Annotated in this window: 25 protein-coding genes and 1 pseudogene; 13 read left to right on the top strand and 13 right to left on the bottom strand. The window is 73.3% G+C overall.

Features of this window, described 5'->3' with window-relative positions:
- Positions 1–188 precede the first annotated feature (188 nt).
- Entirely contained in the window at positions 189–1,610 is a 1,422-nt protein-coding gene (locus ACFVGS_RS06965; RefSeq protein WP_385691194.1) for a CehA/McbA family metallohydrolase, read from the top strand.
- A gap of 25 nt (positions 1,611–1,635) precedes the next feature.
- On the opposite strand, the gene ACFVGS_RS06960 is transcribed toward ACFVGS_RS06965, so the two are convergent.
- Positions 1,636–2,271: a hypothetical protein gene (locus tag ACFVGS_RS06960; RefSeq protein ID WP_385691192.1), complete on the bottom strand. Its 636-nt coding sequence runs from the start codon at positions 2,269–2,271 to the stop codon at positions 1,636–1,638.
- Positions 2,272–2,309: 38 nt separating this feature from the next.
- Between ACFVGS_RS06960 and ACFVGS_RS06955 the strand changes: the two genes are divergently transcribed.
- Complete coding sequence (locus ACFVGS_RS06955; protein ID WP_385691189.1) at positions 2,310–3,101, top strand: GNAT family N-acetyltransferase; 792 nt, start codon at positions 2,310–2,312, stop codon at positions 3,099–3,101.
- 43 nt (positions 3,102–3,144) lie between these two features.
- Here ACFVGS_RS06955 and ACFVGS_RS06950 read toward each other — a convergent pair whose 3' ends face one another.
- Positions 3,145–3,615 (bottom strand): GNAT family N-acetyltransferase, encoded by a 471-nt coding sequence (locus ACFVGS_RS06950; RefSeq protein WP_384421785.1) that lies wholly within the window; start codon positions 3,613–3,615, stop codon positions 3,145–3,147.
- 58 nt (positions 3,616–3,673) lie between these two features.
- Between ACFVGS_RS06950 and ACFVGS_RS06945 the strand changes: the two genes are divergently transcribed.
- Entirely contained in the window at positions 3,674–3,889 is a 216-nt protein-coding gene (locus tag ACFVGS_RS06945; protein WP_384421784.1) for a hypothetical protein, read from the top strand.
- 91 nt (positions 3,890–3,980) lie between these two features.
- On the opposite strand, the gene ACFVGS_RS06940 is transcribed toward ACFVGS_RS06945, so the two are convergent.
- The 6 genes from ACFVGS_RS06940 to ACFVGS_RS06915 form a co-directional block, all read right to left on the bottom strand.
- Positions 3,981–5,543 (bottom strand): APC family permease, encoded by a 1,563-nt coding sequence (locus ACFVGS_RS06940; protein WP_384421782.1) that lies wholly within the window; start codon positions 5,541–5,543, stop codon positions 3,981–3,983.
- Positions 5,544–5,871: 328 nt separating this feature from the next.
- On the bottom strand, positions 5,872–7,365 hold the full coding sequence (locus tag ACFVGS_RS06935) for an aldehyde dehydrogenase family protein (RefSeq protein WP_385691186.1): 1,494 nt from the start codon (positions 7,363–7,365) through the stop codon (positions 5,872–5,874).
- A complete protein-coding gene (locus ACFVGS_RS06930; RefSeq protein ID WP_385691184.1) occupies positions 7,362–9,119 on the bottom strand; it encodes an amidohydrolase family protein in 1,758 nt (585 codons plus the stop codon). Before ACFVGS_RS06930 ends, ACFVGS_RS06935 begins: the two co-directional genes overlap by 4 nt.
- Positions 9,120–9,227: 108 nt before the next feature.
- Complete coding sequence (locus ACFVGS_RS06925; RefSeq protein WP_385691181.1) at positions 9,228–10,352, bottom strand: LLM class flavin-dependent oxidoreductase; 1,125 nt, start codon at positions 10,350–10,352, stop codon at positions 9,228–9,230.
- Between the two features lie 126 nt (positions 10,353–10,478).
- The gene (locus tag ACFVGS_RS06920) at positions 10,479–11,240 is read right to left on the bottom strand and encodes an SDR family NAD(P)-dependent oxidoreductase (protein WP_385691179.1); all 762 of its coding nucleotides are present in this window, start codon (positions 11,238–11,240) and stop codon (positions 10,479–10,481) included.
- Between the two features lie 12 nt (positions 11,241–11,252).
- On the bottom strand, positions 11,253–12,176 hold the full coding sequence (locus ACFVGS_RS06915; RefSeq protein WP_384421773.1) for a TIGR03619 family F420-dependent LLM class oxidoreductase: 924 nt from the start codon (positions 12,174–12,176) through the stop codon (positions 11,253–11,255).
- Positions 12,177–12,314: 138 nt separating this feature from the next.
- Between ACFVGS_RS06915 and ACFVGS_RS06910 the strand changes: the two genes are divergently transcribed.
- From ACFVGS_RS06910 to ACFVGS_RS06900, 3 genes are read left to right on the top strand one after another with little or no spacing between them, the layout of a single operon-like run.
- Complete coding sequence (locus ACFVGS_RS06910) at positions 12,315–12,587, top strand: hypothetical protein (RefSeq protein ID WP_384421771.1); 273 nt, start codon at positions 12,315–12,317, stop codon at positions 12,585–12,587.
- On the top strand, positions 12,584–12,976 hold the full coding sequence (locus tag ACFVGS_RS06905; protein WP_384421769.1) for a type II toxin-antitoxin system VapC family toxin: 393 nt from the start codon (positions 12,584–12,586) through the stop codon (positions 12,974–12,976). The genes ACFVGS_RS06910 and ACFVGS_RS06905 overlap by 4 nt, the downstream gene beginning before the upstream one ends.
- A gap of 21 nt (positions 12,977–12,997) precedes the next feature.
- Positions 12,998–13,228 (top strand): hypothetical protein, encoded by a 231-nt coding sequence (locus tag ACFVGS_RS06900; protein WP_385691175.1) that lies wholly within the window; start codon positions 12,998–13,000, stop codon positions 13,226–13,228.
- 37 nt (positions 13,229–13,265) lie between these two features.
- Here ACFVGS_RS06900 and ACFVGS_RS06895 read toward each other — a convergent pair whose 3' ends face one another.
- Positions 13,266–14,483 carry an amidohydrolase family protein gene (locus tag ACFVGS_RS06895; protein WP_385691174.1) on the bottom strand — a complete coding sequence of 406 codons (1,218 nt, stop codon included), beginning with the start codon at positions 14,481–14,483 and terminating at the stop codon, positions 13,266–13,268.
- A 167-nt stretch (positions 14,484–14,650) separates the two neighbouring features.
- Here ACFVGS_RS06895 and ACFVGS_RS06890 point away from each other — a divergent pair, with 167 nt between their 5' ends.
- The 3 genes from ACFVGS_RS06890 (at position 14,651) to ACFVGS_RS06880 (ending at position 19,197) form a co-directional block, all read left to right on the top strand.
- On the top strand, positions 14,651–17,764 hold the full coding sequence (locus ACFVGS_RS06890; protein ID WP_385691171.1) for a BTAD domain-containing putative transcriptional regulator: 3,114 nt from the start codon (positions 14,651–14,653) through the stop codon (positions 17,762–17,764).
- 245 nt (positions 17,765–18,009) lie between these two features.
- Positions 18,010–18,201 carry a hypothetical protein gene (locus tag ACFVGS_RS06885; RefSeq protein WP_384421761.1) on the top strand — a complete coding sequence of 64 codons (192 nt, stop codon included), beginning with the start codon at positions 18,010–18,012 and terminating at the stop codon, positions 18,199–18,201.
- A 510-nt stretch (positions 18,202–18,711) separates the two neighbouring features.
- Positions 18,712–19,197, top strand: coding sequence for a hypothetical protein (locus tag ACFVGS_RS06880; protein ID WP_385691169.1), 486 nt, complete (start codon positions 18,712–18,714; stop codon positions 19,195–19,197).
- 80 nt (positions 19,198–19,277) lie between these two features.
- Here ACFVGS_RS06880 and ACFVGS_RS06875 read toward each other — a convergent pair whose 3' ends face one another.
- Positions 19,278–20,822 (bottom strand): FadD3 family acyl-CoA ligase, encoded by a 1,545-nt coding sequence (locus ACFVGS_RS06875; RefSeq protein ID WP_385691166.1) that lies wholly within the window; start codon positions 20,820–20,822, stop codon positions 19,278–19,280.
- Between the two features lie 87 nt (positions 20,823–20,909).
- On the opposite strand from ACFVGS_RS06875, the gene ACFVGS_RS06870 reads away from it, so the two are divergent.
- The 3 genes from ACFVGS_RS06870 to ACFVGS_RS06860 are packed head-to-tail and all read left to right on the top strand — an operon-like array spanning position 20,910 to position 23,294.
- Positions 20,910–22,052, top strand: coding sequence for a lipid-transfer protein (locus ACFVGS_RS06870; RefSeq protein ID WP_385691164.1), 1,143 nt, complete (start codon positions 20,910–20,912; stop codon positions 22,050–22,052).
- Between the two features lies 1 nt (position 22,053).
- On the top strand, positions 22,054–22,485 hold the full coding sequence (locus tag ACFVGS_RS06865) for a Zn-ribbon domain-containing OB-fold protein (protein WP_384421754.1): 432 nt from the start codon (positions 22,054–22,056) through the stop codon (positions 22,483–22,485).
- On the top strand, positions 22,482–23,294 hold the full coding sequence (locus tag ACFVGS_RS06860; RefSeq protein ID WP_385691161.1) for an enoyl-CoA hydratase/isomerase family protein: 813 nt from the start codon (positions 22,482–22,484) through the stop codon (positions 23,292–23,294). The genes ACFVGS_RS06865 and ACFVGS_RS06860 overlap by 4 nt, the downstream gene beginning before the upstream one ends.
- A gap of 47 nt (positions 23,295–23,341) precedes the next feature.
- On the opposite strand, the gene ACFVGS_RS06855 is transcribed toward ACFVGS_RS06860, so the two are convergent.
- On the bottom strand, positions 23,342–23,839 hold the full coding sequence (locus ACFVGS_RS06855) for a hypothetical protein (protein ID WP_384421750.1): 498 nt from the start codon (positions 23,837–23,839) through the stop codon (positions 23,342–23,344).
- A 122-nt stretch (positions 23,840–23,961) separates the two neighbouring features.
- Positions 23,962–24,567, bottom strand: coding sequence for a hypothetical protein (locus tag ACFVGS_RS06850; RefSeq protein ID WP_385691159.1), 606 nt, complete (start codon positions 24,565–24,567; stop codon positions 23,962–23,964).
- A gap of 137 nt (positions 24,568–24,704) precedes the next feature.
- Here ACFVGS_RS06850 and ACFVGS_RS06845 point away from each other — a divergent pair, with 137 nt between their 5' ends.
- A complete protein-coding gene (locus tag ACFVGS_RS06845) occupies positions 24,705–25,388 on the top strand; it encodes a hypothetical protein (protein ID WP_385691157.1) in 684 nt (227 codons plus the stop codon).
- Positions 25,389–25,499: 111 nt separating this feature from the next.
- Here ACFVGS_RS06845 and ACFVGS_RS06840 read toward each other — a convergent pair.
- A pseudogene (locus tag ACFVGS_RS06840) lies at positions 25,500–26,900 on the bottom strand (PQQ-binding-like beta-propeller repeat protein); the annotation flags it as partial.
- Between the last annotated feature and the right edge of the window lie 67 nt (positions 26,901–26,967).

Genomic DNA, 26,967 nt, shown 5'->3' with positions numbered 1-26,967 from the left:
GACGGAAGGCTGTCCGACGGACGTTGTTCCCTCGTTCACGGGCGGCGGGAAGAGTCGTGGACATGACCGAAGCGACGAACCACGCCGTGAACGACGCCGGCGGACACGCCCTGAACCACGCCGTGAGACACGCCACCCGGCGCGCGCTGCTCCTGACCGGTGCCGCGACCGCGCTTACCTTGGGGACCGTGAGCTTCGCACAGGCCGCCGAAGGGTCCGGAGGGTCCTCGGCCGACGTCCTCACCCGGACCGTGAGCGGCACCCTGCCGCCCGGCTGCCCCGACTTCGCGTACCTGCCGGTGGAGCTGCCGCACGGCGTGCGCGAGCTGCACGTCGCGTACGACTACGAGCGGCCCGCCGTCCCCGCCGGCACCCAGGGCAACGCCCTCGACATCGGGCTCTTCGACCAGCGCGGCACGGCCCTCGGCGGCCGGGGCTTCCGCGGCTGGTCGGGCGGCGCCCGCAAGGAGTTCTTCGTGCGCGCCGACGACGCCACGCCCGGCTACGTCGCCGGGCCGCTGCGCGCCGGAACCTGGTACGTCGCCCTCGGCCCGTACACCGTGGCGCCGCGCGGTCTGGCGTACACCGTGACGATCACCCTGCGGCTCGGCCCGTCCGCGCCCGCCGTCCGCCCGGCGTACCCGCCCGAGCGGGCGCGGGGCCGCGGCCGGGCCTGGTACCGGGGCGACTGCCACCTCCACACCGTGTACTCCGACGGCCGCCGCACGCCCGCCGAGGTCGCCGCGCTCGCCCGGGCCGCCGGGCTCGACTTCATCACCGGCACCGAGCACAACACCCACGCCGGACACGGCGCCTGGGCCGACAGCGCGGGCGACGACCTGCTGATCCTGCTCGGCGAGGAGGTCACGACCCGCAACGGCCACGTCCTCGCCCTCGGCACCGACCCCGGCACGTTCGTCGACTGGCGCTACCGGGCGCGGGAGAACCGGTTCGGGCACTTCGCCCGCGAGATCCGCCGCTCCGGCGGCCTGGTCGTGCCCGCGCACCCGCAGGCCACCTGCATCGGCTGCGCCTGGAAGTTCGGCTTCGGCGACGCGGACGCGGTCGAGGTCTGGAACGGCCCCTACACGCCGGACGACGAGGTCGCCCTCGCCGGCTGGGACGCGGCACTGGCCAGGGGGCGCTGGACCCCGGCCATGGGCAACAGCGACGCGCACCGGGACCCGGACCGCGTCGGCGGGCCGCAGACGGTGGTCCTCGCCGAGGAGCTGAGCCGGGCGGCGGTCCTGGACGGACTGCGGGCCGGGCGCTCGTACGTCGCCGAATCCTCCGCCGTGTCCGTGGAGTTCACGCTCGGCGACACCCGCGGCCGCTCGGCCGGGCTCGGCGAGCGCCTGCCCGTCCGCGCCGACGAGCCGGTCACCGCCCGGCTCCGCGTCACCGGCGCCCCGCAGGGCGGCACCCTCCGCCTCGTCACGGACCAGGGCGTGCTGCACACGGTCCCGGCGTCGGCCGAACCGGTGGAGTGGACGACGTCGGCCGCCCGTTCCGCGTACGTACGGGCGGAAGTCCGCCACCCGGCCGCCACACCACCCCTGCCGGGCGCCCTGGCGGCGTTCACCAACCCGGTGTTCCTGGAAGCGCGTTAGGGCCTGTCCGCGCGCTGGTGGACCCCTAACCCACCGCCCGCTGGTGCGCCGCCAGGTCGCCGTAGCCGCCCCGCTCCCACACCCGTTCGCGGAAGCGCTGGAGGGTGAGCGGGGCGGTGTCCTCGCCGGGTAGGCCGGCGAAGTGGACGGTGCCGCAGCGGTGGCAGTACCAGCCGTGCGACCACAGTTCCTCGGCCAGGTGCCGGCCCCGGGTCCGGCGTGCGAAGGCCGTCTTGCGGCGGACGAGGACGGCGACGACCAGGGCGGCGACGCACAGGGCGAGCGCCGATATCCAGCCCAGGAAGGAGAGGTCGGGCCCCGGGTCCTCCAGCAGGGGCGAGGTCCCGAAGTACGGGCCGTCCGGCAGCTCCGGCTCGTCCTCGAAGGCACCCCCGACGAACACCCAGCCGAGGAACGTGCCGACGGCCACGACCCCGGCGAAGAGGCCGAGGCAGCCGATGCCGTACGTGGGCTCCTTCGGCACGGGCGCGAGCGCCTCGGACAGCGCGGTGGTCACGCGGCGCGTCACCGTCCGCATGTCCCCGTCGGAGTTCCGCTCCCGGCCGGTGACGGCGTCCTGCCCGCCGAGGTACACGGCGGGCACCGCCTGCACCTGGTCGTCCCGCCCGCACCCCGGGCAGCCGTGGCTCGTCGTATTCATGTTTCCCCCTGTCATCGGTGCTGCGTACGGTAACCCGCATGCTGACGCGCCTAGAGACCTACTACGACTCCGTGCCCCGATCCGCAGCCCGCGCCGAGGAGTTCGGGCCCCTCACCCTCTTCGTACGGGAGGGCGGCGGCTGGCCCTACTACGCGCGGCCCGCGCTCGGGCACACCGGCGAGGTGCCGCTCGCGGCCGTGGAGAAGGTCCGGGCGCGGCAGCGCGAGCTGGGGGTGCCCGAGGCCTTCGAGTGGGTCGCGGAGACGACGCCGGGGCTGCGGGCGGCCGTGGAGGAGAGCGGGCTCGTGGTGCACGAGCACCCGCTGATGGTGCTGACGGTGCAGGCCGAGGCGCTGCCCGTGCCGCCGGACGACGTGACCGTACGGATGGTCGGCGCCGCCGATCCGGACCTGGAGAGTGCGGTCGCCGCCCAGTACGCCGCGTTCGGCGCCACGCCCGCCCCCGGCGCCGCCGCCCAGGTCGCGGCCCGCGTCGAGGCGGGCCTCACCCGGCTCGCCGCCGCCTTCGGCCCGGACGGCGTCGCGCTCGCGGCTGGCCAGCACCAGCCGGTCGGTCCGGTCACCGAGGTGGTCGGCGTCGCCACCCGCCCGGAGGCCCGCCGCCGCGGCCTGGGCCTCGCGGTCACCTCCGCCCTGGTCGCGGACGCCCGCGCGCAGGGCGCCGAGACGGTCTTCCTGACCGCCACGGACGACACCGTCGCCCGCCTCTACGCCCGCCTCGGATTCCGCACGATCGCGACGGCCCTGATCGCGGAGCCGGCGGAGACGGAACCGACCGCGGAAACGGAGCCGGCGGACGCGGAGGCGTAGGCGTGGGCCTGGGTGCTGGGGCGTGGGCGGAGGGGATCGGCGGTCAGCCGGCCCGTAGGACCGGCTCCCGCACCATCCACACGTCCACCGGGTCCTCCGACTCGACCGTGAACCCGGCCCGCTCGTAGAGGCGGCGGGCCGCGCTGCCCTGGAGCACCTGGAGGCGGACCGGGGCCGACTGGGCGTCGGCGCGCTCAAGGAGGGTGCGCAGCACGGCGCCGCCGAGGCCGCGGCCCTGCAGGGCGGGGGTCAGGTAGAAGTGCTCCAGGCAGAGGCCTTCGGCGTCCTCGTGCGGGCGGAGGGTGACGCAGCCCGCGAAGGCGCCGTCGACCTCGATGACGGAGGTGTACGCGGGCGAGAAGCCCTCCCGTATGCGCCGGCGCACCCGGTGTGCGTCGTAGCGGCCGAGTCGTTCCAGGTCCGCGCGCATGACCTCGGCCCGCAGTTCGGCGACGACCTCCACGTCCTCGGCCCCGCCCGGGCGCAGTGTCCAGTCGTTCGTGGGAGAAGGCATGGGCGCATCGTAGGGACGGTGCGCGTAACCCCGGCGCCCGGGGCGGCGTTCACGCGGCATGAAGAAGATCCTCACCGCAGTCGCCCTGACCTCCTTCGCCGTGACCGGCGGCCTCGCCGCCGCCGGGACCGCCGCCGCCGACACCGCGGGCGCGAACCTGCCTTCGGTGGTGCCGCTGAGCGGCGTCCTGGCGCCGAAGCCGAAGCCCGCCTCCGCGGACCAGATGCCGGCCGCCAACAAGATGGTGGAGGGGCTGCTTCCCGGGCAGCACTGACGGCGCCCGGACGCGGAACGGCGGAAAAGACGAGGCGGCGGGACCCCCCACGGGCCCGCCACCTCGCCGCTGTCCATCACCGATCGGTCGGTCAGTCCTCCACGACCAGTGACGGGGTCTCCTTGGTGAGCACCTCGCCGCGGAAGAACGCGGGGCTCTTGGCGCGCATCACCAGCATGATCACCACGCCGAGCAGCAGCAGCCCGACGCCGATCACGAACACCGACCCGACGCCGAGGACCGCGGAGCCGGAGCCGTAGGCCGGGTCCCACATGTCGTAGAGCGTCTTGCCGAAGACGGCGGTCAGCATCAGGCCGCCGAGGAGCGGCATGAGGCCCTTGTAGGCCAGGTCGCGGCCGGAGCGGAAGAGCTCGGCGCGGAAGTACCAGACGCAGGCGAAGGCCGTCAGGGCGTAGTAGAAGCAGATCATCAGGCCGAGCGCGTAGATCGTGTCGACCAGGACGTTCTCGCTGAGCAGGGTCATCACGGTGTAGAAGGCGCCCGTGGCGACACCGGCCACGACGGTGGCCTTGCCGGGGGTCTTGAAGACCGGGTGGACCTTGGTGAAGGACTTCGGCAGGGCCTCGTAGGTGGCCATGGCGAGGACCGTGCGGGCCACCGGGATGAAGGTGGTCTGGAGGCTCGCGGCGGCCGAGGCGAGGACGGCGACGAAGAGCAGGATGCCGAGGGCGGGGCCCATGACGGGGCCGGCGAGGGCGGCGAAGACGTTGTCGGAGGTCTCCGGGTTGGCGAGGCCGAGGCCCTTGTCGCCGGAGCCGACGGCCATCTGGGCGGCGACGCCGGTGGCCAGGTAGGAGCCGACCAGGACGACCATGGCGATCAGCGCGGCGCGGCCGGGGGTCTTCTGGCTGCCGGTGGTCTCCTCGTTGGTCGCCATGCAGGCGTCCCAGCCCCAGTACATGAAGATCGACAGGGAGAGTCCGGCGGTGAACGCGGCGAAGGACTGCACCGCGAAGGGGTTCATCCAGGACCAGGAGAAGTCGACGGAGGTCTCGAAGGAGCCGGCCTTCGACAGCGCCATCGCGACGAACACGGCGAGGACGACCAGCTGGAGGCCGACGAGGGCGTACTGCACGCCCTTGGTGGCGGTCATGCCGCGGTAGCTGATCGCGGTGGCGACGGCGATCAGGGTCAGGCAGGTGAGGATGTGGACGGCCTTGTTGTCGTCCAGGGCGGCGATCGACGGATCACCGGTGACCTCTCCGGCGAGGAGCCAGAAGTACGAGGTGGCGACGCCGGCCAGGTTGGAGAGCACGATGATCGTGGCGATCACCAGGCCCCAGCCGCACATCCAGCCGAGCTTCGGGCCGAAGGCCTTCACCGTCCAGGTGAAGGAGGTGCCGCAGTCCGGCATGGCCTTGTTGAGCTCGCGGTACGCGAACGCGACGAGCAGCATCGGCAGGAAGCCCGCGAGGAAGACGGCCGGCATCTGCAGGCCGACCTCGCCGGCCGTGGAGCCGAGTGTCGAGGTCAGGCAGTAGACGGGGGCGACAGTGGAGATGCCGATGACGGCACTGCCGAGCAGGCCCACGGAGTTCCCGCCGAGGCCCTTGGTACGTACACCGTGGCTGTCGCCCGCGGCGACGCCCCTTACCGTGTCTCCGGCCTGGGGCCGCACATCCACCTGAGTCATGAACAGGACGTTAAGTGCTGCGGTTTCCACATCCGGAAGATCGAACTCCGGCCGACCGGTCGATCTTTGCCTTGCATTGAGCGGGTCGAATCGGACGCGCACCAATGATTGAAAGATCGACTACTGCGACGGACCGACCAACCGGTAGGCCCGTCGCCGGGTGTCCGATATGCGGGAACCGCAGCCGTGCCCTAAATGTCCGTTTCCAAATTTTCCCGAGGAATTTTCGAGGCGCTCGTCACCCGGTCTTGCGGGGCGTGCCCACCCCGGGGCACGGGGGCGGGCACGCCCCGGGGCACGAGGCGGCCCGCGCGGCTCCCCGCCGGGCTCAGCCCGGCCAGACGACCGCCTGCAGCTCGCTGTACGCGTGCAGCGCGTACGAGCCGACGTCCCTGCCGACACCGCTCTTCTTGAAGCCGCCGAACGGCGCCTCCATGTTCCGGCCGACGGTGTTGATCCCGACCCCGCCGGCCCTCAGCCGCGCCGCGACACGGAATGCGCGGGCCACGTTCCCGGACCACACGTAGTCGATCAGCCCGTAGTCGCTGTCGTTCGCGAGCGCGACGCCCTCCTCCTCGTCGTCGAAGGGCACCACCACGACCACCGGGCCGAAGATCTCCTCGCGCACCACCCGCATGTCGTTGGTGCAGTCCGCGAGCAGGGTCGGCGCCACGTAGAAACCGCGGTCGAGCCCCGGTCCGGCCGGCCGCTCGCCGCCCGCGACCACCCGCGCGCCCTCCTTCCTGCCCAGCTCGACGTACGACTCCACGCGGTCGCGGTGCGCCGCCGAGATCACCGGGCCGACGACCGTGCCCGGCGCCGCCGGGTCGCCGACCGTGAGGTGGCCGAGGTAGCCGGTCAGCTTCGCGAGCAGCCGCTCGTAGATCCCGCGCTGGGCGAGCACCCGGGTCGGGGCCGTGCAGATCTGCCCGCTGTAGAAGGAGAAGGTCGTCCCGATGCCCGTCACGGCGGCGGCGAGCCCGTCGTCGTCCACGTCGTCGAAGACCAGCGCCGCGCCCTTGCCGCCCAGCTCCATGAGCTGCCGCTTCAGCTGCCGCCCGCACACCTCGCCGATCGCCTGGCCGACGGCCGTGGAGCCGGTGAAGGAGACCATGTCGACCGCCGGCGAGTCCACGGCCGCCTCGCCCACGGCGGGCGCCGACCCGGTGACGACGTTGACCACTCCGGCCGGGACGCCCGCCTCCGCCAGGGCGCGGGTCATGGCGAACACCGACAGCGGGTCCTGCGGGGCCGGCTTCACCACGACCGTGTTGCCCATGGCGAGCGCCGGGGCGATCTTCCCGGCCGGATTGGCCCAGGGGTTGTTGTACGAGGTGATGCAGGTGACCACGCCCACCGGGCGCCGTACCGCCACCGCCCCGAACACCCCGGCCTTCCCCATCGGCCCGGCCTCGTTGATCTGCGGCGGCAGCGCCTGTTCGACCGGCTCCAGGGCGCCGCGCGCGTACCGCCGGAAGCGGGCGGAGCCCACGGCCACCTGCATGCCGCGCGCGGTGGCGGTGGTGGCGCCGGTCTCGGCGCGCGCGAGCAGCGTGTTCGCCCCGGCGTCCCGAGCCATGAGGTCCGCGGCCCGGTCCAGGATCGCCGCCCGCTCCTCCGGCTTCGTACGGGACCAGGTGGCGAACGCCTCGCGGGCCGCCTCGGCCGCCGCGTACACCTGGGCGCGGGAGGCCTCGGGGGCGTATCCGACGGTCTCCTCGGTGGCGGGGTTGATCACGGCGTAATGACCGCCGTCGGGCTCGACCCACTCCCCTCCTATGTAGAGCCGCTCCGTGATCTCGCCGGTCCCCGTGTCCGTCATCGCGTGCTCACCGTCCTCGTGTCGCGGCCCGAGCGCAGGACGCGCCCCGGGATCGCGCCCGTCACCTCGTCGTCCCGTACCGTCTCCACGCCGTTGACCCGCACGGACACGATCCCGGTCGCGCGCGAGTCCAGGCGCGGGCTGTCGCCCGGCAGGTCGTGGACGAGGGTCGCCGGGCCCGCGTCGATCCGCTCGGGGTCGAAGAGGACGAGGTCGGCGTGGTGGCCCTCGGCGATCCGGCCCCGCTCGCGCAGCCCGAAGAGCCGGGCCGGGTCGTCGCTCAGCATCTTCACGGCCTGCTCCAGCGGCACCAGCTTCCGGCCGCGCAGGCAGTCGCCGAGGAAGCGGGTGGTGTACGGCGCCCCGCACATCCGGTCCAGGTGGGCGCCCGCGTCGGAGCCGCCGAGCAGGACGTCCTCGTGCTGCCAGGTCTCGGCGCGCAGCGCCCAGGAGGCGGGGTCGTTGTCGGTGGGCATGGGCCACAGGACGGTGCGCAGGTCGTCGTTGGCGCAGATCTCGACGAGGCACTGGAAGGGGTCCTGCCCGCGTTCGGCGGCGATGTCCCGCACGACGCGCCCGGTGAGGCCGGCGTTCTCCCGGGAGTACGTGTCGCCGATGACGTACCGGCCGAAGTTCGTGAGGCGCCGGAAGACGCCGGCTTCCTTTGAGTCGGCGCGGCGCAGCATCCCGGCGCGGACCTCCGGGTCGCGGAGCCTGGCGATCCGCTCGGGGACGGGGAGGGAGAGGATCTCGCCCCAGCCCGGGATGAGGTTGAGGGCGCAGAAGGTGCCGAGCGACATGTTCATGGGCGTGAGGATCGGCATGGTGAGGGCGACGATCCGGCCGCCGGACTTGCGGGCCCGCTCGGAGGCGAGGAGCTGGCGCGGGACGCGTTCGGGGACGGTGGCGTCGATGGTGAGGACGTTCCAGTTGAGGGGCCGGCCGGCGGCGGCGCTCATCTCGACGAAGAGGTCGATCTCGGCGTCCGAGAACTGGTCGAGGCAGCCGGCCACGATCGCCTCCAGCTGGGTGCCGTCGTGCTCGCCGACCGCCCTGGACAGGGCGATCAGTTCGGCGGGCTCCGCGTGGCGGGAGGCGACGGGGGCGCCGTCGCCGTCGGAGTGGGTGGAGGACTGGGTGGTGGACAGGCCCCAGGCGCCGGCGTCCATGGCCTGCTTGAGCAGGTCGACCATCTGCCGCAGCTGCTGGGCGGTCGGCTGTCCGCCGACGGCGTCGGCGCCCATGACGTACCGCCGCAGGGCGCAGTGCCCGACCATGAACCCGGCGTTGACGGCGATCCGCCCTTCGAGGGCGTCCAGGTACTCGCCGAAGGAGGACCAGGTCCAGTCGACGCCCTCTTCCAGCGCGGCGAGGGCCATGCCCTCGACCTTGGACATCATGCGGCGCGTGTAGTCGGCGTCGGCGGGCCGGCCGGGGTGGAGCGGGGCGAGGGTGAAGCCGCAGTTGCCGCCGGCGACGGTGGTGACGCCGTGGTTCATGGAGGGCGTGGCGTACGGGTCCCAGAAGAGCTGGGCGTCGTAGTGGGTGTGCGGGTCGACGAAGCCGGGCGCGAGGACGAGGCCGGAGGCGTCCTCCTGCGTGCGGGCCTCCTCGCCGGCCGTCCCCGCCCGGGCGATGACGGCGATCCGCCCGTCCCGTATCCCGACGTCGGCGGTGAAGGCGGGGGCGCCGGTGCCGTCCACGACGGTGGCGCCCTTGATGAGGTGATCGAGCATGGCGTTCCCTTTCTGCACCTGGACACGGGTGTGCCCCGGACCGGGGCCGCCGCGGAACGGCCTCCGGCCGGGGCCGGTACGGGGCGGCGGTCCGGGAAGACACCGCCCCGCGCTGGGTGGGGCCCGTCAGTTGCCGGCCGACTGCCGGAAGCGGGTGGTGCGGTGGACGGGGTCCGTGTCGATCTCCGGGATCACGTGCTCGCCGATCAGCTTGATCGTGTTCATCGTGTCCTCGTAGGAGATGCCGATCGGCAGGCCGAAGGACAGCTGGTCGGCGCCCGCCTGTTCCCAGCGCTTGCACTGGGCGAGGACCTCGCTCGGGTCGCCGCAGATCATCAGCTCCTCCTGGATGAGGAGTTCGATGATCTCGGCGGAGTACTCGGGAAGCAGCTCGGGCCACTCGGGGACGCCCTCGGGGCGCGGGAAGGTGTCGTGGTAGCGGAAGAGCAGCGACTGGAGGTAGTTGAGGCCCCCGCCGACGGCGATCTCGACGGCCTTGTCGTGGGTCTCGGCGCAGATCGCCGTGGAGGTCACCATGACGTTGTCGTTGACGAAGTCGCCGACCGCCCTGGCCTCCTTGACCGCGGTCTTGTACGACTCGACGACCCACTCCATGTCGGAGACCTTCTGCACGCTGAAGCCGAGGACGCCGAGGCCCTTCTTCCCGGCCATGGCGTACGAGGACGGGGAGCCCGCCGCGTACCACATGGCCGGGTGCGACCTGCCGTACGGCTTGGGCAGGACCTTGCGCGGCGGGAGCGACCAGTGCTTGCCCTGGAACCCCTCGTACTCCTCCTGGAGCCACATCTTGGGGAACTCGGCGATCGTCTCCTCCCAGATCTCCTTGGTGTGGTTCATGTCCGTGATGCCCGGAAAGAACCCGAGGATCTCGTGGGAGCCGGCGCCCCGGCCGGAGCCGAACTCGAAGCGTCCGCCGGAGAGGTGGTCGAGCATGGCGACCTTCTCGGCGACCTTCACCGGGTGGTTGACCGGGGCGAGCGGGTTGAAGATGCCGGAACCGAGGTGGATGCGCTCGGTGGCGTGGGCGAGGTAACCGAGGTAGACGTCGTTGGCGGAGAGGTGCGAGTACTCCTCCAGGAAGTGGTGCTCGGAGGCCCAGGCGTACTTGAACCCGGACCTGTCCGCCTGGATGACGTACTCGGTCTCCTCCATGAGGGCCTTGTGCTCGGCTTCGGGATCGGTCTCGGCGCGCTTGCCGACGTATCCCTGTACGAAGATCCCGAATTCCAAGGAAGTTCACCGTCCTCGTGAGTTTCTGACGTGTCGTCAGATTCTTTGATGTGCCCCGGCCTGTCAATACCTGATGGATCGTCAGACGGGCTCGGCGGCAGGGTTCCGGAGGAGGTCCGGAGGCGGTCAGAAGAGCTTGACGCCGGCGAGCCAGCCGCCGTCGATCACGAACGGCTGGCCGGTGATGTACGAGGAGTCCTCGGCCGTCAGGAAGAGCGCGAGGGCCGCCACCTCCTCCGGGCGGCCGATCCGCCCCAGCGGCACGAGGTTCCGGTAGAGCTCGGCGGTGGCCGCCGGGTCCACGCCCTCCGGGTTGCTCATCGCGGTGTCGATCGCGCCCGGGCAGACCGCGTTGACGCGGATGCCCTTCGCCGCCAGCTCCACGGCCGCGACCCGGGTGAGCCCGAGGACGGCGTGCTTGGTGGCGGCGTAGGCGCCGACCCCGGCCATCCCGGTCACGCCGGTGTACGAGGCGGTGTTGACGATCGTGCCGCCGCCGGCCGCCTCGATCTCGGGCGCGACCGTACGGATCCCCAGGAAGCAGCCCACCTGGTTGACCTGCACGATCGCCTGGAACTCGGCCAGAGGCGTGGACACCAGCTCGTTGAAGCGCAGGATGCCCGCGTTGTTCACCAGGCCGTCGACGCGGCCGAAGCGGTCCTTCGCGACGGCCACGGCGCCGGACCAGTCCTCCTCCCTCGTCACGTCGAGGCGGACGTACGCCGCACGCTCCTCCCCCAGCTCCTTGGCGAGCGCCTCGCCCTGCTCGTCGAGCACGTCCCCGAGGACGACCCTCGCCCCCTCGGCGGCGAAGAGTCGCGCCTCCTGTTCGCCCTGCCCGCGCGCCGCGCCCGTGATGACGACGACGCGCCCGTCCAGCTTGCCCATGACACCGGCTCCTCAGTTCAGGTGGGGGGCGACCTCCGTCGCGAACGCCGCCATCTGGTCGGTGAGTTCGGTACGGCTCCGGGAGCGGAACCGCACCTGGATCTGGTGCACGCCCATCTCGCCGTAGGCGCGCAGGGATTCGGCGAGCGCCTGCGGCTTGCCGCTCAGGGTGCGCCGGCCGGTGTCCCAGCCGGGTTCGCCCACGTACAGCGCCTCGGTGATGGCGCCGACCGTGAGCGGCGCCTCGATCCCGGCCTCCTCGCGCAGCCGCCGCAGCGTGCCGATCTGCTCGGCGAGCCGGCCGCGCGGGTCGCCCTGCGGCAGCCAGCCGTCCCCCTTGAGGGCGGCCCGGCGCACGGCGGCGGGCGAGGAGCCGCCGACCCAGACGGGCACGCGCGCCTGCGCGGGCCGGGGCCGCTGGCCCAGGTCCCGGAAGGAGAAGCGCGGGCCGTCGTGCTCCGGGAACTCCTCGGGCCCGAGCGCCGCCCGCAGCGCGTCGACGGTCTCGTCGAGCACGCCGCCGCGCCCGGCGAAGTCCGCCCCGACCGCCTCGAACTCCTCCTGGACGTGCCCGGCCCCGACCCCGAGGACCAGCCGGCCCCCGGAGAGGTGGTCGAGCGTCGCGTACGCCTTGGCGGTGACGAGCGGGTGGCGCAGTCCCACGACGGCGACGTGGGAGAGCAGCCGGACCCGCTCGGTGGCCGCGGCGAGGTAGGCGAGCGTGGCCACCGGGTCGTACCAGACGGTGCTCATCGCACCGGCGAGCCGGCGCGGGATGGCGACGTGGTCGCAGCACGCGACGTAGTCGAAGCCGTGCGCGTCGGCGGCCCGGGCGACCGCGAGCAGGTCGGCGGGGCCGGCGGCGGCCTCCCAGGACTCGGCGTAGAGGGTGCTCTGGGACTGGACGGGCAGCTGGATCCCGTAGACGACGGCCACGAGGACTCCCTATCTGACGTTCCGTCAGTTCTGGTCGAGGGCCCATGCTGTCCGCTGACGCCTCGTCAGGCAAGAGGTGCGGGCGAAGGGGGCGGCAAATAACAATAGGATTAACAATCGGCTGCTATCATTCACTCCGTGAGCGAGCAGCCCGGCCCCGGCGAGGGCCCGACCCGACCCGTCTCCGTCTCCCTGCACGAGGGGACGATCGCCGCGCTCAAGGAGCGCACCGGCAGGCGCGGCATGTCCGCGTACATCGAGTCCCTCATCCAGCGCCAGCTGGAGCGGGAGCGGCTGCGTGAGCTGATCGAGGATGCCGAGGCGGAACTCGGCCCGGCCGACGCCGCCGCCGTCGAGGCGAAGCGCGCCATGCTCCGCGCCGAGACCGCGAGGCCGGCGGACGCCGCGTGAGCGGGACACTCGTTCTGGACTGCGAGGGCCTGTCCCTGCTGGTACGGCGCTCCACCGACCTCCTTGAATGGCTCGTCGCGGCCGAGGCCGAGGACATCCGGGTCGTGACCAGTTCCGTCACCCTCGTCGAGGCCCGGGACGCCCGGGTCCCCCAGGCCCGCTTCGACTACGCCGTCTCGCGCGTGAACGTGATTCCCCCCAGCGAGACCGTCGCCCGCCTGGCCTGCAAGCTCCTGGCGGGTGCCGGTCTGCACGGCCACAAGTACGCCCTCGACGCCCTCGTGGCCGCGACGGCGCTGTCCTCTCCGGCTCCGGTGACGGTCCTGACCTCGAACCCGGAGGATCTGGCCGCTCTGTGCGGGTCCGGCATCCGCGTGATCAAGGTCTGAGCGACGACGGCCCGGATCGACATGGACGAGGAGCCGGAGCCGCTGAAGCGCGCGGCACGCATCGGCCGCCACTTCGAGCGCGCACGCCAGTGGCAAGCGGTGGAGGACGCCGGGCTCCGGCACCAGGCCGAGAAGCGGTCCGTCCGTGACGCCGTGGGGTACGCGGACCTCGCCGACTCCCAGGACGAGGACCGCGCCTACGCCGCCGCGCAGCGGACGCGCGACAGGAGGCGTACCGGCCCGGCCGGGTGACTTCGAAGAACCGGGCCCGGCCGGTGGACGCCGCCCGTCACGGCACCCAGAGGCCGTCCGGGGTCAGGCCCAGCAGGTCGATCGCGTTGCCGCGGACGATCCGCTCGACGACGTCCGGTGCCAGGTGGCCCATCTGGGCCTCGCCGACCTCCCTCGACTTGGGCCAGGTGGAGTCCGAGTGCGGGTAGTCCGTCTCGTACAGCACGTTGCCCACCCCGATGGCGTCGAGGTTGCGCAGCCCGAAGGCGTCGTCGAAGAAGCAGCCGTAGACGTGCTCGGCGAACAGCTCCGACGGCGGTCGCAGCACCTTCTCCGCCACCCCGCCCCAGCCGCGGTTCTCCTCCCACACCACGTCGGCGCGCTCCAGGACGTACGGGATCCACCCGATCTGGCCCTCGGCGTACATGATCCGCAGGTTCGGGAAGCGCTCGAACTTGCCGCTCATCAGCCAGTCGACCATCGAGAAGCAGCAGTTGGCGAAGGTGATGGTGGAGCCGACCGCGGGCGGCGCGTCGGCGGACGTGGACGGCATCCGGCTGGACGAGCCGATGTGCATGGCGACGACGGTGCCGGTCTCGTCGCAGGCCCGCAGGAACGGGTCCCAGTGGTCGGTGTGGATCGAGGGCAGCCCCAGGTGCGGCGGGATCTCGGAGAAGGCGACGGCGCGGACGCCGCGCGCGGCGTTGCGGCGCACCTCGGCCGCGGCGAGCTCCGGATCCCAGAGCGGGATCAGGATGAGCGGGATCAGCCGGCCCCGCGCCTCGGGGCCGCACCACTCCTCGACCATCCAGTCGTTGTAGGCGCGGACGCCGAGGAGACCGAGTTCACGATCGGCGGCTTCGGTGAAGGTCTGTCCACAGAAGCGGGGGAAGGTGGGGAAGCAGAGGGCGGACTGGACGTGGTTGACGTCCATGTCGGCGAGGCGGTCGGGGACGCTGTACGAGCCCGGGCGCATCTGCTCGTACGTGATGACCTCGAGCCGTATCTCGTCGCGGTCGTAGCCGACGGCGGTGTCGAGCCGGGTGAGGGGCCGGTGGAGGTCCTCGTAGACCCACCAGTCGCCGATGGGGCCTTCGTCCCCTTTGGCGCCCATCACGGGGGCGAACTTTCCGCCCAGGAAGGACATTTCCTTCAGCGGGGCGCGGACGATCCGGGGGCCGGTGTCGCGGTAACGGGACGGGAGCCGGTCCTGCCAGACGTGCGGGGGCTCCACGGTGTGGTCGTCCACCGAGATGATCTTGGGGAAGCTCTCCATGTGTTTCACGGTAGCGCCGATCTGACGATCCGTCAGCTAACTGGTACGGGAGGAACGCCGCACGACCGGTCCGCGCCCGCCCGGATCGACCGACCCGATGCTGACGCACCCCCTCCGGACAAGGCAGACTGTCTCGGGCGAAACCAGCTGTACGGGCAGGGGGACATATGGACCGTGAGAACGGGCCGCGCGTTCCGGAACAGCGGACTCCGGCACCGGGTTCCGCCAGGACCGGCACCGGGCCTGCCGACGACCCGCGCTCCGGCGCACCCGAGGAGACCGGAGCGGGCGGAGCGGCCGGCGCGCCGGGCGTGGCCGGGGCGGCCGGCAAGCCCGGCGTCGCGGCGACGGACGGCGCGCCCGCCGTGACCGGCGCGGAGGCCGCCGGTGACGGGCTCAGCTTCGCCGTGCTCGGGCCCGTGCGGGCCGCCCGGGGCGGCGCGCCGCTGCCCACCGGGTCGCCGCAGCAGCGCGCCCTGCTCGCCGCCCTGCTCCTGCGGGACGGGCGCACCGCCACCGCCTCCGAGCTGATCGACGCCATCTGGGGCGAGGACCCGCCGTCGCAGGCGCTCGCCGCCGTCCGTACGTACGCCTCCCGGCTGCGCAAGGCGCTCGACCCGGGCGTCCTCGTCAGCGAGTCCGGCGGCTACGCCCTGCGCACCACCGCCCTCGACCTCACCCGGGCCCACGACCTCGCCGCCGAGGCGGAGAAGCTGCGCGCGGCCGGACGCCGCGGCGCCGCCCGCGACCGGCTGAACGAGGCGCTCGCCCTGTGGGACGGCGAGGCGCTGGCCTCCGTCCCCGGCCCGTACGCCGAGACCCAGCGCACCCGCCTGGAGGAGTGGCGGCTCCAGCTCCTGGAGAGCCGGCTCGACCTCGACCTGGAGGTCGGCGCGCACGCCGAGGCCGTCTCGGAGCTCACCGCGCTGACCGCCGCCCACCCGCTGCGCGAGCGCCTGCGGGAACTCCTCATGCTCGCCCTCTACCGCTCCGGCCGGCAGGCCGAGGCGCTCGCCGTCTACGCCGACACCCGGCGGCTACTCGCCGACGAACTGGGCGTCGACCCCAACCCGGAACTCTCCCGGCTCCAGCAGCGCATCCTGCAGGCCGACGCCGAACTGGCCCGGCCCGTGGAGGAGTCGGCGCCGGCCGCCACGCCCGTCGCGCGCCCCGCCCAGCTGCCCGCCACGGTCCCGGACTTCACGGGCCGCGCCGCGTTCGTACGGGAACTGGGCGCCCGGCTCGCGACCGCCGAGGGCTCGGTCATGGCCGTGTCCGCGCTCGCCGGCATCGGCGGCGTCGGCAAGACGACGCTCGCCGTGCACGTCGCCCACGAGGCCCGGCCGCACTTCCCGGACGGGCAGCTGTACGTCGACCTCCAGGGGGCCGGGGCGCGGTCGGCGGCCCCGGAGGCCGTGCTCGGCGCGTTCCTGCGCGCCCTCGGCACGCCCGACTCGGCGATCCCGGACTCGCTCGACGAGCGGGCGGCGCTCTACCGCTCGACGCTCGACGGCCGCCGGGTCCTGGTCCTGCTCGACAACGCGCGCGACGCCGCGCAGATCCGTCCGCTGCTGCCCGGCACGGCGGGCTGCGCGGCCCTCGTGACCAGCCGGATCCGCATGGTCGACCTGGCGGGCGCGCATCTGGTGGACCTGGACGTCATGTCGCCCGAGGAGGCGCTGGAGCTCTTCACCCGGATCGTGGGCGAGGAGCGGGTGCGGGCGGAGCGGGAGGCAGCCCTCGACGTGGTCGCGGCCTGCGGTTTCCTGCCCCTCGCGATCCGCATCGCCGCGTCGCGCCTCGCGGCGCGGCGCACCTGGACGGTCTCGGTCCTGGCGGCGAAGCTCGCGGACGAGCGGCGCCGGCTGGACGAGCTGCAGGCCGGCGACCTGGCCGTGAAGGCCACCTTCGAGCTCGGCTACGGCCAGCTGGAGCCGGCCCAGGCCCGCGCCTTCCGCCTCCTGGGCCTCGCCGACGGCCCGGACATCTCGCTGGCGGCGGCCGCGGCGGTCCTGGACCTCCCGGAGTGGGAGACCGAGGACCTCCTGGAGGCCCTGGTCGACACCTCCCTCGTGGAGTCCGCGGCCCCCGGCCGCTACCGCTACCACGACCTGGTCCGCCTCTACGCGCGTGCGTGCGCGGAACGCGACGAACACCCGCCGGTGGAACGGGAGCTGGCGCTGTCGCGGCTGCTGGACTTCTACCTGGCGACGGCGGCGCAGGTGTACGCGATCGAGCGGCCGGGGGACCGGACGGTGGACCATCTCGAGACCACCGACCGTGCCGGGCTCTCGTTCGCCGACGCGGGGCAGGCACTGGACTGGCTGCACGCCGAGGCGGACTGCGTGCTCGCGTGCGCCCAGCAGTCGCTGGCCCGGCCGTTCGTGCGCCGGGCCGTCGACCTCCTGATGGCCGCCAAGGACCTCGCCGAGTCGGGGGCCAACGCGCACCGCTACGAGACCGCGGCGAAGGCGGTCCGTGACGCCGCCCGCGCCTTCGGCGACGCCCACTCCGAAGGTCGGGCCCGCACCACCCTCAGCCAGCTGTACAGCACGGCAGGCCGGTTCGAGGAGGCCGCGGAGGAAGCGGGTGCCGCCGACGCGCTGAGCCGGGTGTCCGGGGACCCCTGGACGCTGGCGAACGCGCCGAACGAGCGGGGCATCCTGGCGCTCTACGAGAACCGCCACGCCGACGCCGAGGCCCATCTGTCCAAGGCGCGCGAGGCGTTCCGCGCCGACGCGAACCGGCCGGGCGAGGCGAGCGCGCTCTGCAACCTGTCGCGGGTGCACCTGGCGACAGGCCGGGTGGCGGGTGCGGTGGATCTGGCGAAGCAGGGCATCGCGATCTACGAATCCGCGGACGCCGGCCTGGCGCTGCGGCTCGCGAACGGCAAGTACGCCCTGGGTCTGGCGCTCACGGCGGCCGGGCAGACCGCCCGCGCGGGCGAGGTGCTGACCGAGGCACTGGCCGTGTTCCAGGAGAGCCGGCAGCAGCTCTGGCACGGCATGACCCTGTTCCGGATCGCCGAGGTCCACCTCGCCGACCGCAGGCACGCGTCGGCCGCGTCCTGCGCCGAGCAGGCCCTCTCCGTGCTCCACGGCATCGGCGGCGACTGGCGGCGGGCGAACGTCCTGACCGTCCTGGGCCGTAGCCTGGCCGGGCTCGGACAGATCGGCCGGGCGCAGGCCTGCTGGGGTGACGCCCTCGCGGTCTTCGAGCAGCTGGACTCCCCCGAGGCCGAGGCCGTCCGGGCCCTGCTCCACCCGGCCGCCGCGGCGTGACCTGTGCGCGGCCGGGACCCCGGGCGCGCGGCCGCCGGGGTCTGGACTGGGCGTTCATCGTTCGTTTATCGCCACGCGCCATCCTCGGAGTTGTCGATCCGTCGCGTCGGGGGGCAGGCGAATCGGCACGAGGCCCCACCGTTAAGGTGATCGGCTTTGGACGTCGTCCGCCCGGCGACTCACGGGGGAGTTGCCGGGCGGACGGCTCTACTATCCGCCTTTCGACGATTTCAGGAGTCGACTCCATGGCCGACAACCTCAAGCCCGCTGACTCGCACGCCACCGGCGAGGACATCACCACGCTGGACTCGCACGCCACCAGCGAGCCGATCAAGCCGCTCGACACGCAGGCCGGCGACGTCACGACGCTGGACTCGCACGCCACCAGCGAGCCGATCAAGCCGCTGGACTCCCACGCGACCGGCGGGACGATCTGACGGTACGGCCACGAGCTGTTCCACCACGGGGGACGGTTCCGGCGGCGCCATCGGGGGAGTCGCCGGGGCCGAGCGGGAGCCGTACGGAGCGCGGGCTCGGGGGACGCCCGAGGGGACCGGGGGGAAACCTGGGGCAGGGCCCGCACGCTTCGTACGGAGCCGATGAGGAGGGGCCGGGCAGCAGCCCGGCCCCTCCTTCGCGCGCCGGGCACGGATCTTCGCCGCACCCGCGCGCGCGACCTGACGGATTCAGCCAACCTGGCTCGCACCCGCGTTCGATCTGTCTGATGATCGCTCGTGTCCGGCACGGCAGGTGGTGGGGACCACCGACCGTGCGGGGCGAGGCACGCCACGCGCGCGCAAAGGGGGGAGGGCCCGGACCGGTGACACCGGTCCGGGCCCTTGGCGTACTGCCGCCGTGCGCCGGGGCGTACGCCTCTTCCACTCCATCGGGCGACGTCCGTCCGCTTCCCGGCCGGCCGGGACCGGCCCGCTTCTAGCCTCCGGACCATGGAGCAGGAGAGCAGGGGAGTCGTCGACCAGGCCGCGCTGTGGTCGGCCTCCCTCGCCGCGGTCATCACGCTGTCACTGGGCGAGGGGCGCTACGACTGGCTGAGCTTCGCGCTCGGGGTGACGCTGGCACTGCAGATCGCCACCTTCTACCGGCCCGCGCGGCACGAGCCGGGCAGCCGGGGTGCGCGGGGCGTCGCGGCGGCCGGGTTCGGGGCGGTCGGCGGGCTCGTGGGGACGATGGTGCTGGCGTGGCCGGTGCAGATCGTCGTGGGGACGCCGAGCCTGTGCCACCGCATGGACGCGGCCGGGGAGGCGGACCTGGCGGACTGCGCGGGGGACGCGGCCTATCCCTGGCTGGGCGTGGTGTGGCTGACGTCCGCGCTGGCGCTCGGCTGCTGGCACTGGTTCGGCGTGGTGGAACGGCAACCGTCCCCCGACCGCACGGGCCCCGAGCCCACCGGCCCGGAACCCGCGGCGCTCTGAGCCCACCGGCCCGGAACCCGCGGCGCCCTGAGCCCACCGGCCCGGAACCCGCAACAGCTTGCGCCCACCGGGCCCCGCGCTCAGCGCGCCCGTTGCGCCCGCAGCTCCCCCTTCACCACCTTCCCGCTCGCGTTCCTCGGGAGCTCCGTGACGAACTCGACCTCCCTCGGGACCTTGTAGTTCGCCATCTCGCGGCGCGACCACGCGATCAGGTCGTCCGCGGTCACCCGCGCCCCCGGTCGCCGTACCGCGAAGGCCTTGCCGACCTCGCCGAGCCTCGGGTCCGGGATGCCGATGACGGCGACGTCGGCGATGTCGGGGTGGAGGCCCAGGAGCTGTTCGATCTCCGCCGGGTAGGCGTTGAAGCCGCCGACGATGAACATGTCCTTGATCCGGTCCGTGATGCGGAGGTTTCCCGCCTCGTCCAGGACGCCCACGTCACCCGTGTGCAGCCAGCCGTCCCCGTCGACCGCCGCCGCCGTCGCCTCCTCGTCCTCGAAGTAGCCGCGCATCACGTGGAAGCCGCGCACCAGCACCTCGCCGGTCTCCGAGAGGCGGACCTCCGTTCCGGGGATCGCCCGGCCCGACGTCGTCGCGATCACCTCCGCCGGGTCGCCGCGCCGGCACATCGTCACGATGCCGCTCGCCTCGGAGAGGCCGTACGCCGTGAGGACGGTGGCGACGCCGAGTTCCGCGCGGAGTCGCTCGACGAGCCGGAGCGGGACGACCGCCGCGCCGGTGACGACCAGGCGGAGGGTGGACAGGTCGTGGGCGGCGCGGGACGGGTGGTCGAGGAGCGACTGGTGGAGGGTCGGCGGGCCCGGCAGTACCGAGATCCGCTCCGCCGCGATGTTCGCCAGGACCGTGTCCACGTTGAAGACGGGCTGCGGGACCATCACCGCCCCGCGCAGCAGACAGGCGATGATCCCGGCCTTGTAGCCGAAGGTGTGGAAGAAGGGGTTCACGATCAGATAGCGGTCGCCCTCGCGGAGCCCCGCCAGCTCGCTCCACACCTCGTAGCAGCGCAGGGTCTGCTCGTGGGTGATGACGGCGCCCTTCGGGCGGCCCGTCGTGCCCGAGGTGTAGACGATGTCCGAGGGGGACGACGGCGCGACGGCGGCGGCCCGAGCCCGCACCTCCTCCGGCGCCACGCCGTCGCCCTCCGCGAGGAAGGACTTCCAGGTGGTGTAGGCCGGATCGTCCGGCACCGTGTCGCTGAAGACCACCACCCGTTCCAGGTCCGGGAGTTCGACCTCCGCGCGCCGCAGGGAGGCCACGTACGAGGTGCCCAGGAAGGTGCCCGTGACGAACAGCAGCCGGGCCCGCGAACGGGCCAGCACGTCCGCCGCCTCCGTGCCCTTGAAGCGGGTGTTCAGCGGGACCAGCACCGCGCCCGCCGTGACCGCGCCGAGCGCCGAGACGATCCAGTCGAGCGTGTTGGGCGCCCAGACCGCGACCCGGTCCCCCGCGCGTACGCCGGCCGCGAGGCACGCGGCCGCCGCCCTTTCGACGCGGGCCCCGAGTTCGGCGTACGAGACGCGGGTGCGTCCCTCGACGACCGCCTCACGCGGCCCGTACCGCTCGGCCGCCCCGCGCACCAACTCCGGTATCGAGCCGTACTCCATCGCCGTCCACCCTCCCGTAGCTGACTATCCGTCAGATTAGCTGTAGCCTGACGCGCTGTCAGCAACGACGACACCGAGGGGGTTGCCGTGCTCAAGGACCGCACAGCCATCGTCGGCATAGGCCAGACCGCCTTCGCCAAACGCCTCCCCGAGTCCGAGAAGACCCTCGCCTGCCGGGCGATCCTCGCCGCCCTCGACGACGCCGGCATCGCGCCCGCCGAGGTCGACGCCTTCGCCTCGTACACGATGGAGGAGACCGACGAGGTCGAGGTCGCCAAGGCGATCGGCGCCGGCGACGTCACCTTCTTCTCCAAGGTCGGGTACGGCGGCGGCGGCTCCTGCGCCACCGTCGCCCACCTCGCCGCCGCCGTCGCCACCGGGCAGGCGAGCGTCGGCGTCGCCTGGCGCTCGCGCAAGCGCGGCAGCGGCCCCCGACCCTGGAAGAACACCGCCGTCCAGCTGCCCACGCCCGGGCAGTGGACCCGGCCCTTCGGGCTGCTGCGGCCCGCCGACGAGATCGGCATGCTCGCCCGCCGCTACATGCACGAGTACGGCGCCACCCGCGACCACCTCTTCAACGTCGCCCTCGCCTGCCGCAACCGGGCCAACCAGAACCCGGACGCGATCATGTACGAGCGACCGCTGACCCGCGAGATGTACATGACCTCCCGCTGGATCAGCGAACCCCTCTGCCTCTACGACAACTGCCTGGAGACGGACGGCGCCCTGGCCTGCGTGATCGTCTCCGCCGAGCGCGCCCGCGACTGCCGGCGAAAGCCCGTCTACGTCCACTCCGCCGCCCAGGGCCTGCCCGCCCAGCACCACGGCATGGTCAACTACTGGAACGACGACCCGCTCTCCGGCCCCGCCTGGACCGCCGCCCGCCACCTGTGGAAACAGGCCGACTTCGGGCCCGCGGACGTCGACGTCGCCCAGATCTACGACGCCTTCACCCCGCTCGTCCCGCTCTCCCTGGAGGGCTACGGCTTCTGCGGGAGGGGCGAAGGCGGCGCGTTCACCGAAGGCGGCGCACTGGAGACCGGCGGCCGGCTGCCGCTCAACACCGGCGGCGGCGGGCTCTCCGAGGCGTACGTCCACGGCTTCAACCTCATCAACGAGGGCGTGAAGCAGCTCCGCGGCACCTCCACCGCCCAGGTCCCGGACGCGAGCACCTGCCTCGTCACCGCCGGCGAGGGCGTCCCCACATCCGCGATCCTGCTCAGGAGTTGAGATGCTCACACCCGTCATCGACGAGGACGGCGCCCCCTTCTGGGAGTACGCCGCCCGAGGCGAACTCCGGATCCAGGCCTGCGCGGCCGACGGCTGCGGCGAACTCCGCTTCCCGCCCCGCCCCTGCTGCCCGCACTGCCAGTCCTTCGACAGCGAGTGGCGGCTCATGTCCGGGCGCGGCCGGATCTGGTCCTTCGTCCTGCCCCACCCGCCGCTCCTGCCCGACTACGCCGCCCAGGCCCCGTACAACGCGGTCCTCGTCGAACTCGCCGACGCCCCGCGCGTCCGCCTCGCCGGCAACGTCGTCAGCGCGCCCGACGCGCCCCTGAACTCCGTCGACCCCGCCCGGCTGCGCATCGGCGCCGCCGTGAAGGCCGTCTTCACCGAGATCGACGGCGTCACCGTGCCCCGCTGGATCCTGGAGCGCGGATGAGCACGCGCGACGGCACCGGCATCTCGCTGGAACGCGACAAGGAACGCGGGATCGCCGTCGTCACCCTCGACCGGGCCCGCAAGCACAACGCGATCACCCTCGACATGGCCCGCGAGCTCGGCGAGACCTGGCGGCGGCTGCGGTACGAGGACGAGGTCAGGGCCGTCGTCGTCACCGGCGCCGGCGGGCGCGCGTTCTGCACCGGGATCGACCGGGACGACGCCGGACGCGTGCCCCAGCCCTCCTCGCCCTACGCGATCGACGACCCGCTCGTCGCCATCGGCCCCAAGGCCAACGACCTGTGGAAACCCGTCATCGCCGCGGTCGAGGGCATGGCCTGCGGCGGGGCGTTCTACCTGCTCGGCGAGGCCGAGTTCCTGATCGCGGGCGAGGGCGCCGAGTTCTTCGACCCGCACACCACCTACGGCATGGTCAGCGCCTTCGAGACCATCCACATGGCGCAGAAGATGCCCTACGGGGAGGTCGCCCGGATGGCCCTGATGGGCACCGCGGAGCGGATCTCGGCGCGGCGCGCGTACGAGACGGGCCTGGTCAGCGAGCTGACCCCGGCGGGAGAGGCACTGGACGCCGCCGTCCGCGCCGCCGCCGTCATCGCCGCCTGCCCGACCCGCGCCGTGCAGGGCACCGTGCGGGCCCTGTGGTCGGCCAAGGAGGCCGCCCGCGCCCAGGCCCTCGCCCACGCGCCGCACCTGGTGACGCTCGGCAACCTGCCGGCGGACCGGCAGGCGGAGCTGTTCGGGGCGCGGGGCGGGGGCGGGGCCGGGAGCAAGGGCTTCCGTCTGCGCTGAGGCGGCGCCGCCGGGCCGAAGCCGCGGCGCCGTGCCGGTACGGCTCGTCAGCCGATGGTGCGGTCGGCGAAGGAGACCTCGCAGCGGGTGTACTCGGAGCCGTTGCCGGAGCCGGTGTACGGGGTGGTGGCCTCGGTGGACTTCGACGCGCCGCCCTCGACCCGCAGGTCGCTGACCTGCGCCAGCGCGAGGTCGACGGTCTTGCCGGCGTCGCCCTTGAACTGCATGGTGACGTCGTAGAGGTACGCCGAGGAGTCGCTGTTGGTGATGGTCAGCTTGGCGACCAGGTTCTTGCCGTCCGCGCTCAGCGCGCACTCGTCGATCTTGACGTCACGCGAGGCGCGGTCCTTCGACGAGCCGCCGACACCGCTGACGCTGCCGGAGGAGCTGCTGGAGTTGCCGTCGGAGCCGCTGCTGGAGTGGCTGGAGTTGTTGCTGGAACCGTGGCTGCCGCCGCAGCTGCCGCCGTGGGAGCCGCGGGCGCCGGTGAGGGCGACCAGGGCGATACCGAAGACGGCGATGGCACGGACATGACGAAGCTTCACGCTTCAACCCCCGTTGAGAATGTGTGCGAGTGCACAGGCAGAGTGACGGTGCCCGTCCACGAAGACCGTTGACAGGCGCACGACACCCTACTGGACTCCGGGACCCTCTCTTGCCAAGCGTCTCAGGAGGCGCTCGCCGTCGGGCTCGGCGTCACCCCGGAGAGCCGCACCGCCCCGAGCAGGGTGCACCTCTTCACCTGTGCGACGGTCCGCGGGTGCATCATCGCAACGTCGTAGATCCGGGAATCCGGGGACGCCACGTCGATCACGATCTCCCCCCGGTCGACCGGCGAGCCGTCGCCGCGCTCGAACTCCAGGACGACGCGGTAGGTACCGGACACGTCGTACCCCGGCGTGACCCGGATCGACGCGGTGGTGTCGGCCGCACGGGCCGGCTTGCCCTTGCGCTTCTTCTCGGCGGGCCGCACGCACTGGAAGACCTCCACCTTGAGGTCCGCCGGCCCGCTGGTCGGCGACGGCGTGTACACGGGGTCGCCCGAGGCGCCGGAGCTGCCCGAGCTCCCCGAACCGCTGGAGGCGTTGTCGTAGTCGTCGTTCTTCTTCTCGGAACTGGAGCAGCCGCCACCACCGCCGCTGCTGCTGCTCCTGCTCTTCCCGCTCTTGCTCTTGCCACCGCCGTGGCCACCGCTGCTGCTCGTCTGGAAGCCCGTCAGCGCGAGCACGACCACCGTGAGCGTCGCGGCCAGCTTCAGCCTGGTGCGGACCATCGCCGCTCCCCCCGTCCGTCCTCCTGCCGTTTCGGCGTGTGCGCGTCACCCTAGCGCCGGAGCGCCCGGTCGCCTGGCGGGGCCCCCGCACCCGGCGTAGCGTCGACAGCGAGAGCCCGACCGAAGGAGGCCGATCGGTGATCCGCAACATCGTCGGCTCGGTACTGGCGCTCGCCGGAGCGACGGCCGCCGTCTGGAGCCCCTTCCGTGCCTGGTACGACGGCCGTCACGGGCGCGACTATCCGATCGAGGACCTGTTCACCGGCATCACCGACGCCAAGGCCGACGCGATCGCCTCGATCCTGCTGCCCTTCCTCTTCGCCGCCCTCCTCACGCTGGCCGGCGTCGTCTTCCGCAGCCGCTGGCTGGTCGCCCTCGCCGGCGTCGTCGTCCTCGGCTTCACGATCCTCTGGATGGTGCGGGTCGGGCAGGCCGAGGGCAGCCTGACCGTCGACTCCGGCGGCGGGGGCCTCGGCGACGGCGTCGCCAACGCGCTGGGCGGCGGCGTGCTGCTGCTCATCGGCGCGGTGGTCATGTCCGGGCGCCCGCGGCCGCACGCCACCCGCGTGGACCGGCCCCACCGGCCGAGCCGTCCGACGCTCGACGAGCCGTCGCCCGACCACCGGCCGTACGCGCCCGAGCACCCGTACACGGCACCGCCGGACGAACAGCAGACCTGGACGGACCACGGCCGACCGCCCGTCGCACCACCGCCGGAGTCGGCACCGCCCCGCGAGGGCACACCGCCGCCGTCCTCCGGCGCACCCCGATGGGACCCGGGACGCGACGACACGCCGCCGCCCCCGGAACGCCGGGCATGACAGCGACGGACGTGACAGCGCAGGTCCGACAGCACAGGTCCGACAGCCCCGGGCGGGACAGCCCCGGGCTGACAGCCCCGGGCGTGACCTCTTCGCTGTCGCGCCGAGGCCTTACGCGCCCCGGTTCGTCGCCGTCCCCTTCACCGCGTCGAGCGCGTACACGCACCGGTCCTTGCTGCACGCGTACACGACGCCGTTCCTGGCCACCGGCGAGCCGGTGATCTCGCCACCGGTCGCCAGCTTCCAGCGCAGCTGCCCGCCGCTCGCGTCCAGCGTGTAGAGCACGTGGTCGGCGGAGCCGAAGTGCACCCGGCCGTCGGCGACCACCGGGGTGCCGATCAGCTCGCCGCCCGCCGCGAACCGCCACTTCGGGGTGCCGGTGACCGCGTCGAGGGTGTACAGCGCGCTGCCGCTGCCGACGTGGATGTTGCCCGCGGCGATCAGCACCGGCTCGGTCGACTGCCGCGGCTCGGTCGCGATCCGCCAGCGGTCCTTGCCGGTCGTCGCGTCGAGCGCGTACACCGTGCCGAGGTGGTCGGCCAGGTACACCCCGCCGCCCGTGACCGCCGGTCCCGGGGCGAACGCGGGCGGCGACAGGAACACGGCCGGCGCCTCGAAGTGCCAGCGCACGTGCCCGGTCGCGATGTCCACGGACAGCACGCGCGTCCCGGCCGCGACGTACACGCAGCCGTCCTCGGCCGGCGCGACCCGCACCGGAACCTGGGCGCAGGAGGCGGCGTCGCCGATCGGGTACGACCAGCGCTCGGCACCCGTACGGGCGTCGAGCGCGAGCAGCCGGGCGTCGCGCCACACGTAGACGGTGTCGCCGTGCACGGCGGGCCCGCCCTCGACCGTCTCGAAGTCGGTCTGGGCGCCGGTGATCTCCCACAGCTTGGCGCCGTTGGAGGCCTCCCACGCCTGGACGCCGCCGCCGCGGGTGCCGGTGACGACGGTGCCCCGGTCCACCTGAAGGGAGTACACCCAGGCGTCCGTGTGCAGCCGCCAGCGCTCGCTGCCGTCGAGCGCGTCGAGCGCGTACAGGGTCGGCCCGTCGGAGGCGTGGATACGGCCGCCGGCCACCGCCATCGACCAGGCCACGTCACGGGTCTTGAACTGGCGCCGGCCGCTCGCCGTGTCGAGGGCGTGCACCTCGAAGGAGGTGACGTACAGCAGGTCGCCGTCGACGACGGGGGTGCCCCACACGTCGTTCGACATGCGGAAACGCCAGGGACGCCAGTGGCCGGGCGCCTCCGGGGCCGGGGTCCGCGCCTCGGGGGCACGGGACGGTGCCGGCAGCGGACGGGAGCCGGGCGGCGGGCCGGGCTCGGCGCCGTTCGGGCCGCCGCCGGGCGGGCGGATCCAGCCGGTGGCCGTACCGGCCGCGGCGCCCGGGGCGAGGGCGACGGCCGCGCGGGTGTCGGCCACCCGGGGGCCGGGGCCGATGGGCACGGCGGCGCCGGCGAGCCGTACCGGACCGGCGTCGGACTCGGCGGGACCGGCGTGCCGGCCGCCGGCCGGACGGTCGCCCGTCGGTTGATATTATGATGGCCGGCCGCGGGAGAGGTTTTAGGGTGTGTAG

The organism is Streptomyces sp. NPDC127114 (assembly GCF_042677525.1).
In the GTDB taxonomy this organism is placed as follows: Bacteria; Actinomycetota; Actinomycetes; order Streptomycetales; family Streptomycetaceae; genus Streptomyces.
Note: the sequence above shows the minus strand (reverse complement) of the source record. Positions and strands in the feature narration are given on the sequence as shown.

Bases quoted from the DNA above. Each gene is read 5' to 3' on its own strand.
- ACFVGS_RS06960 (WP_385691192.1), bottom strand. From the start codon at position 2,271: ATGAATACGACGAGCCACGGCTGCCCGGGGTGCGGGCGGGACGACCAG.
- ACFVGS_RS06955 (WP_385691189.1), top strand. From the start codon at position 2,310: ATGCTGACGCGCCTAGAGACCTACTACGACTCCGTGCCCCGATCCGCA.
- ACFVGS_RS06950 (WP_384421785.1), bottom strand. From the start codon at position 3,615: ATGCCTTCTCCCACGAACGACTGGACACTGCGCCCGGGCGGGGCCGAG.
- ACFVGS_RS06945 (WP_384421784.1), top strand. From the start codon at position 3,674: ATGAAGAAGATCCTCACCGCAGTCGCCCTGACCTCCTTCGCCGTGACC.
- ACFVGS_RS06940 (WP_384421782.1), bottom strand. From the start codon at position 5,543: ATGACTCAGGTGGATGTGCGGCCCCAGGCCGGAGACACGGTAAGGGGC.
- ACFVGS_RS06935 (WP_385691186.1), bottom strand. From the start codon at position 7,365: ATGACGGACACGGGGACCGGCGAGATCACGGAGCGGCTCTACATAGGA.
- ACFVGS_RS06920 (WP_385691179.1), bottom strand. From the start codon at position 11,240: ATGGGCAAGCTGGACGGGCGCGTCGTCGTCATCACGGGCGCGGCGCGC.
- ACFVGS_RS06900 (WP_385691175.1), top strand. From the start codon at position 12,998: ATGGACGAGGAGCCGGAGCCGCTGAAGCGCGCGGCACGCATCGGCCGC.
- ACFVGS_RS06895 (WP_385691174.1), bottom strand. From the start codon at position 14,483: ATGGAGAGCTTCCCCAAGATCATCTCGGTGGACGACCACACCGTGGAG.
- ACFVGS_RS06890 (WP_385691171.1), top strand. From the start codon at position 14,651: ATGGACCGTGAGAACGGGCCGCGCGTTCCGGAACAGCGGACTCCGGCA.
- ACFVGS_RS06885 (WP_384421761.1), top strand. From the start codon at position 18,010: ATGGCCGACAACCTCAAGCCCGCTGACTCGCACGCCACCGGCGAGGAC.
- ACFVGS_RS06880 (WP_385691169.1), top strand. From the start codon at position 18,712: ATGGAGCAGGAGAGCAGGGGAGTCGTCGACCAGGCCGCGCTGTGGTCG.
- ACFVGS_RS06875 (WP_385691166.1), bottom strand. From the start codon at position 20,822: ATGGAGTACGGCTCGATACCGGAGTTGGTGCGCGGGGCGGCCGAGCGG.
- ACFVGS_RS06865 (WP_384421754.1), top strand. From the start codon at position 22,054: ATGCTCACACCCGTCATCGACGAGGACGGCGCCCCCTTCTGGGAGTAC.
- ACFVGS_RS06860 (WP_385691161.1), top strand. From the start codon at position 22,482: ATGAGCACGCGCGACGGCACCGGCATCTCGCTGGAACGCGACAAGGAA.
- ACFVGS_RS06850 (WP_385691159.1), bottom strand. From the start codon at position 24,567: ATGGTCCGCACCAGGCTGAAGCTGGCCGCGACGCTCACGGTGGTCGTG.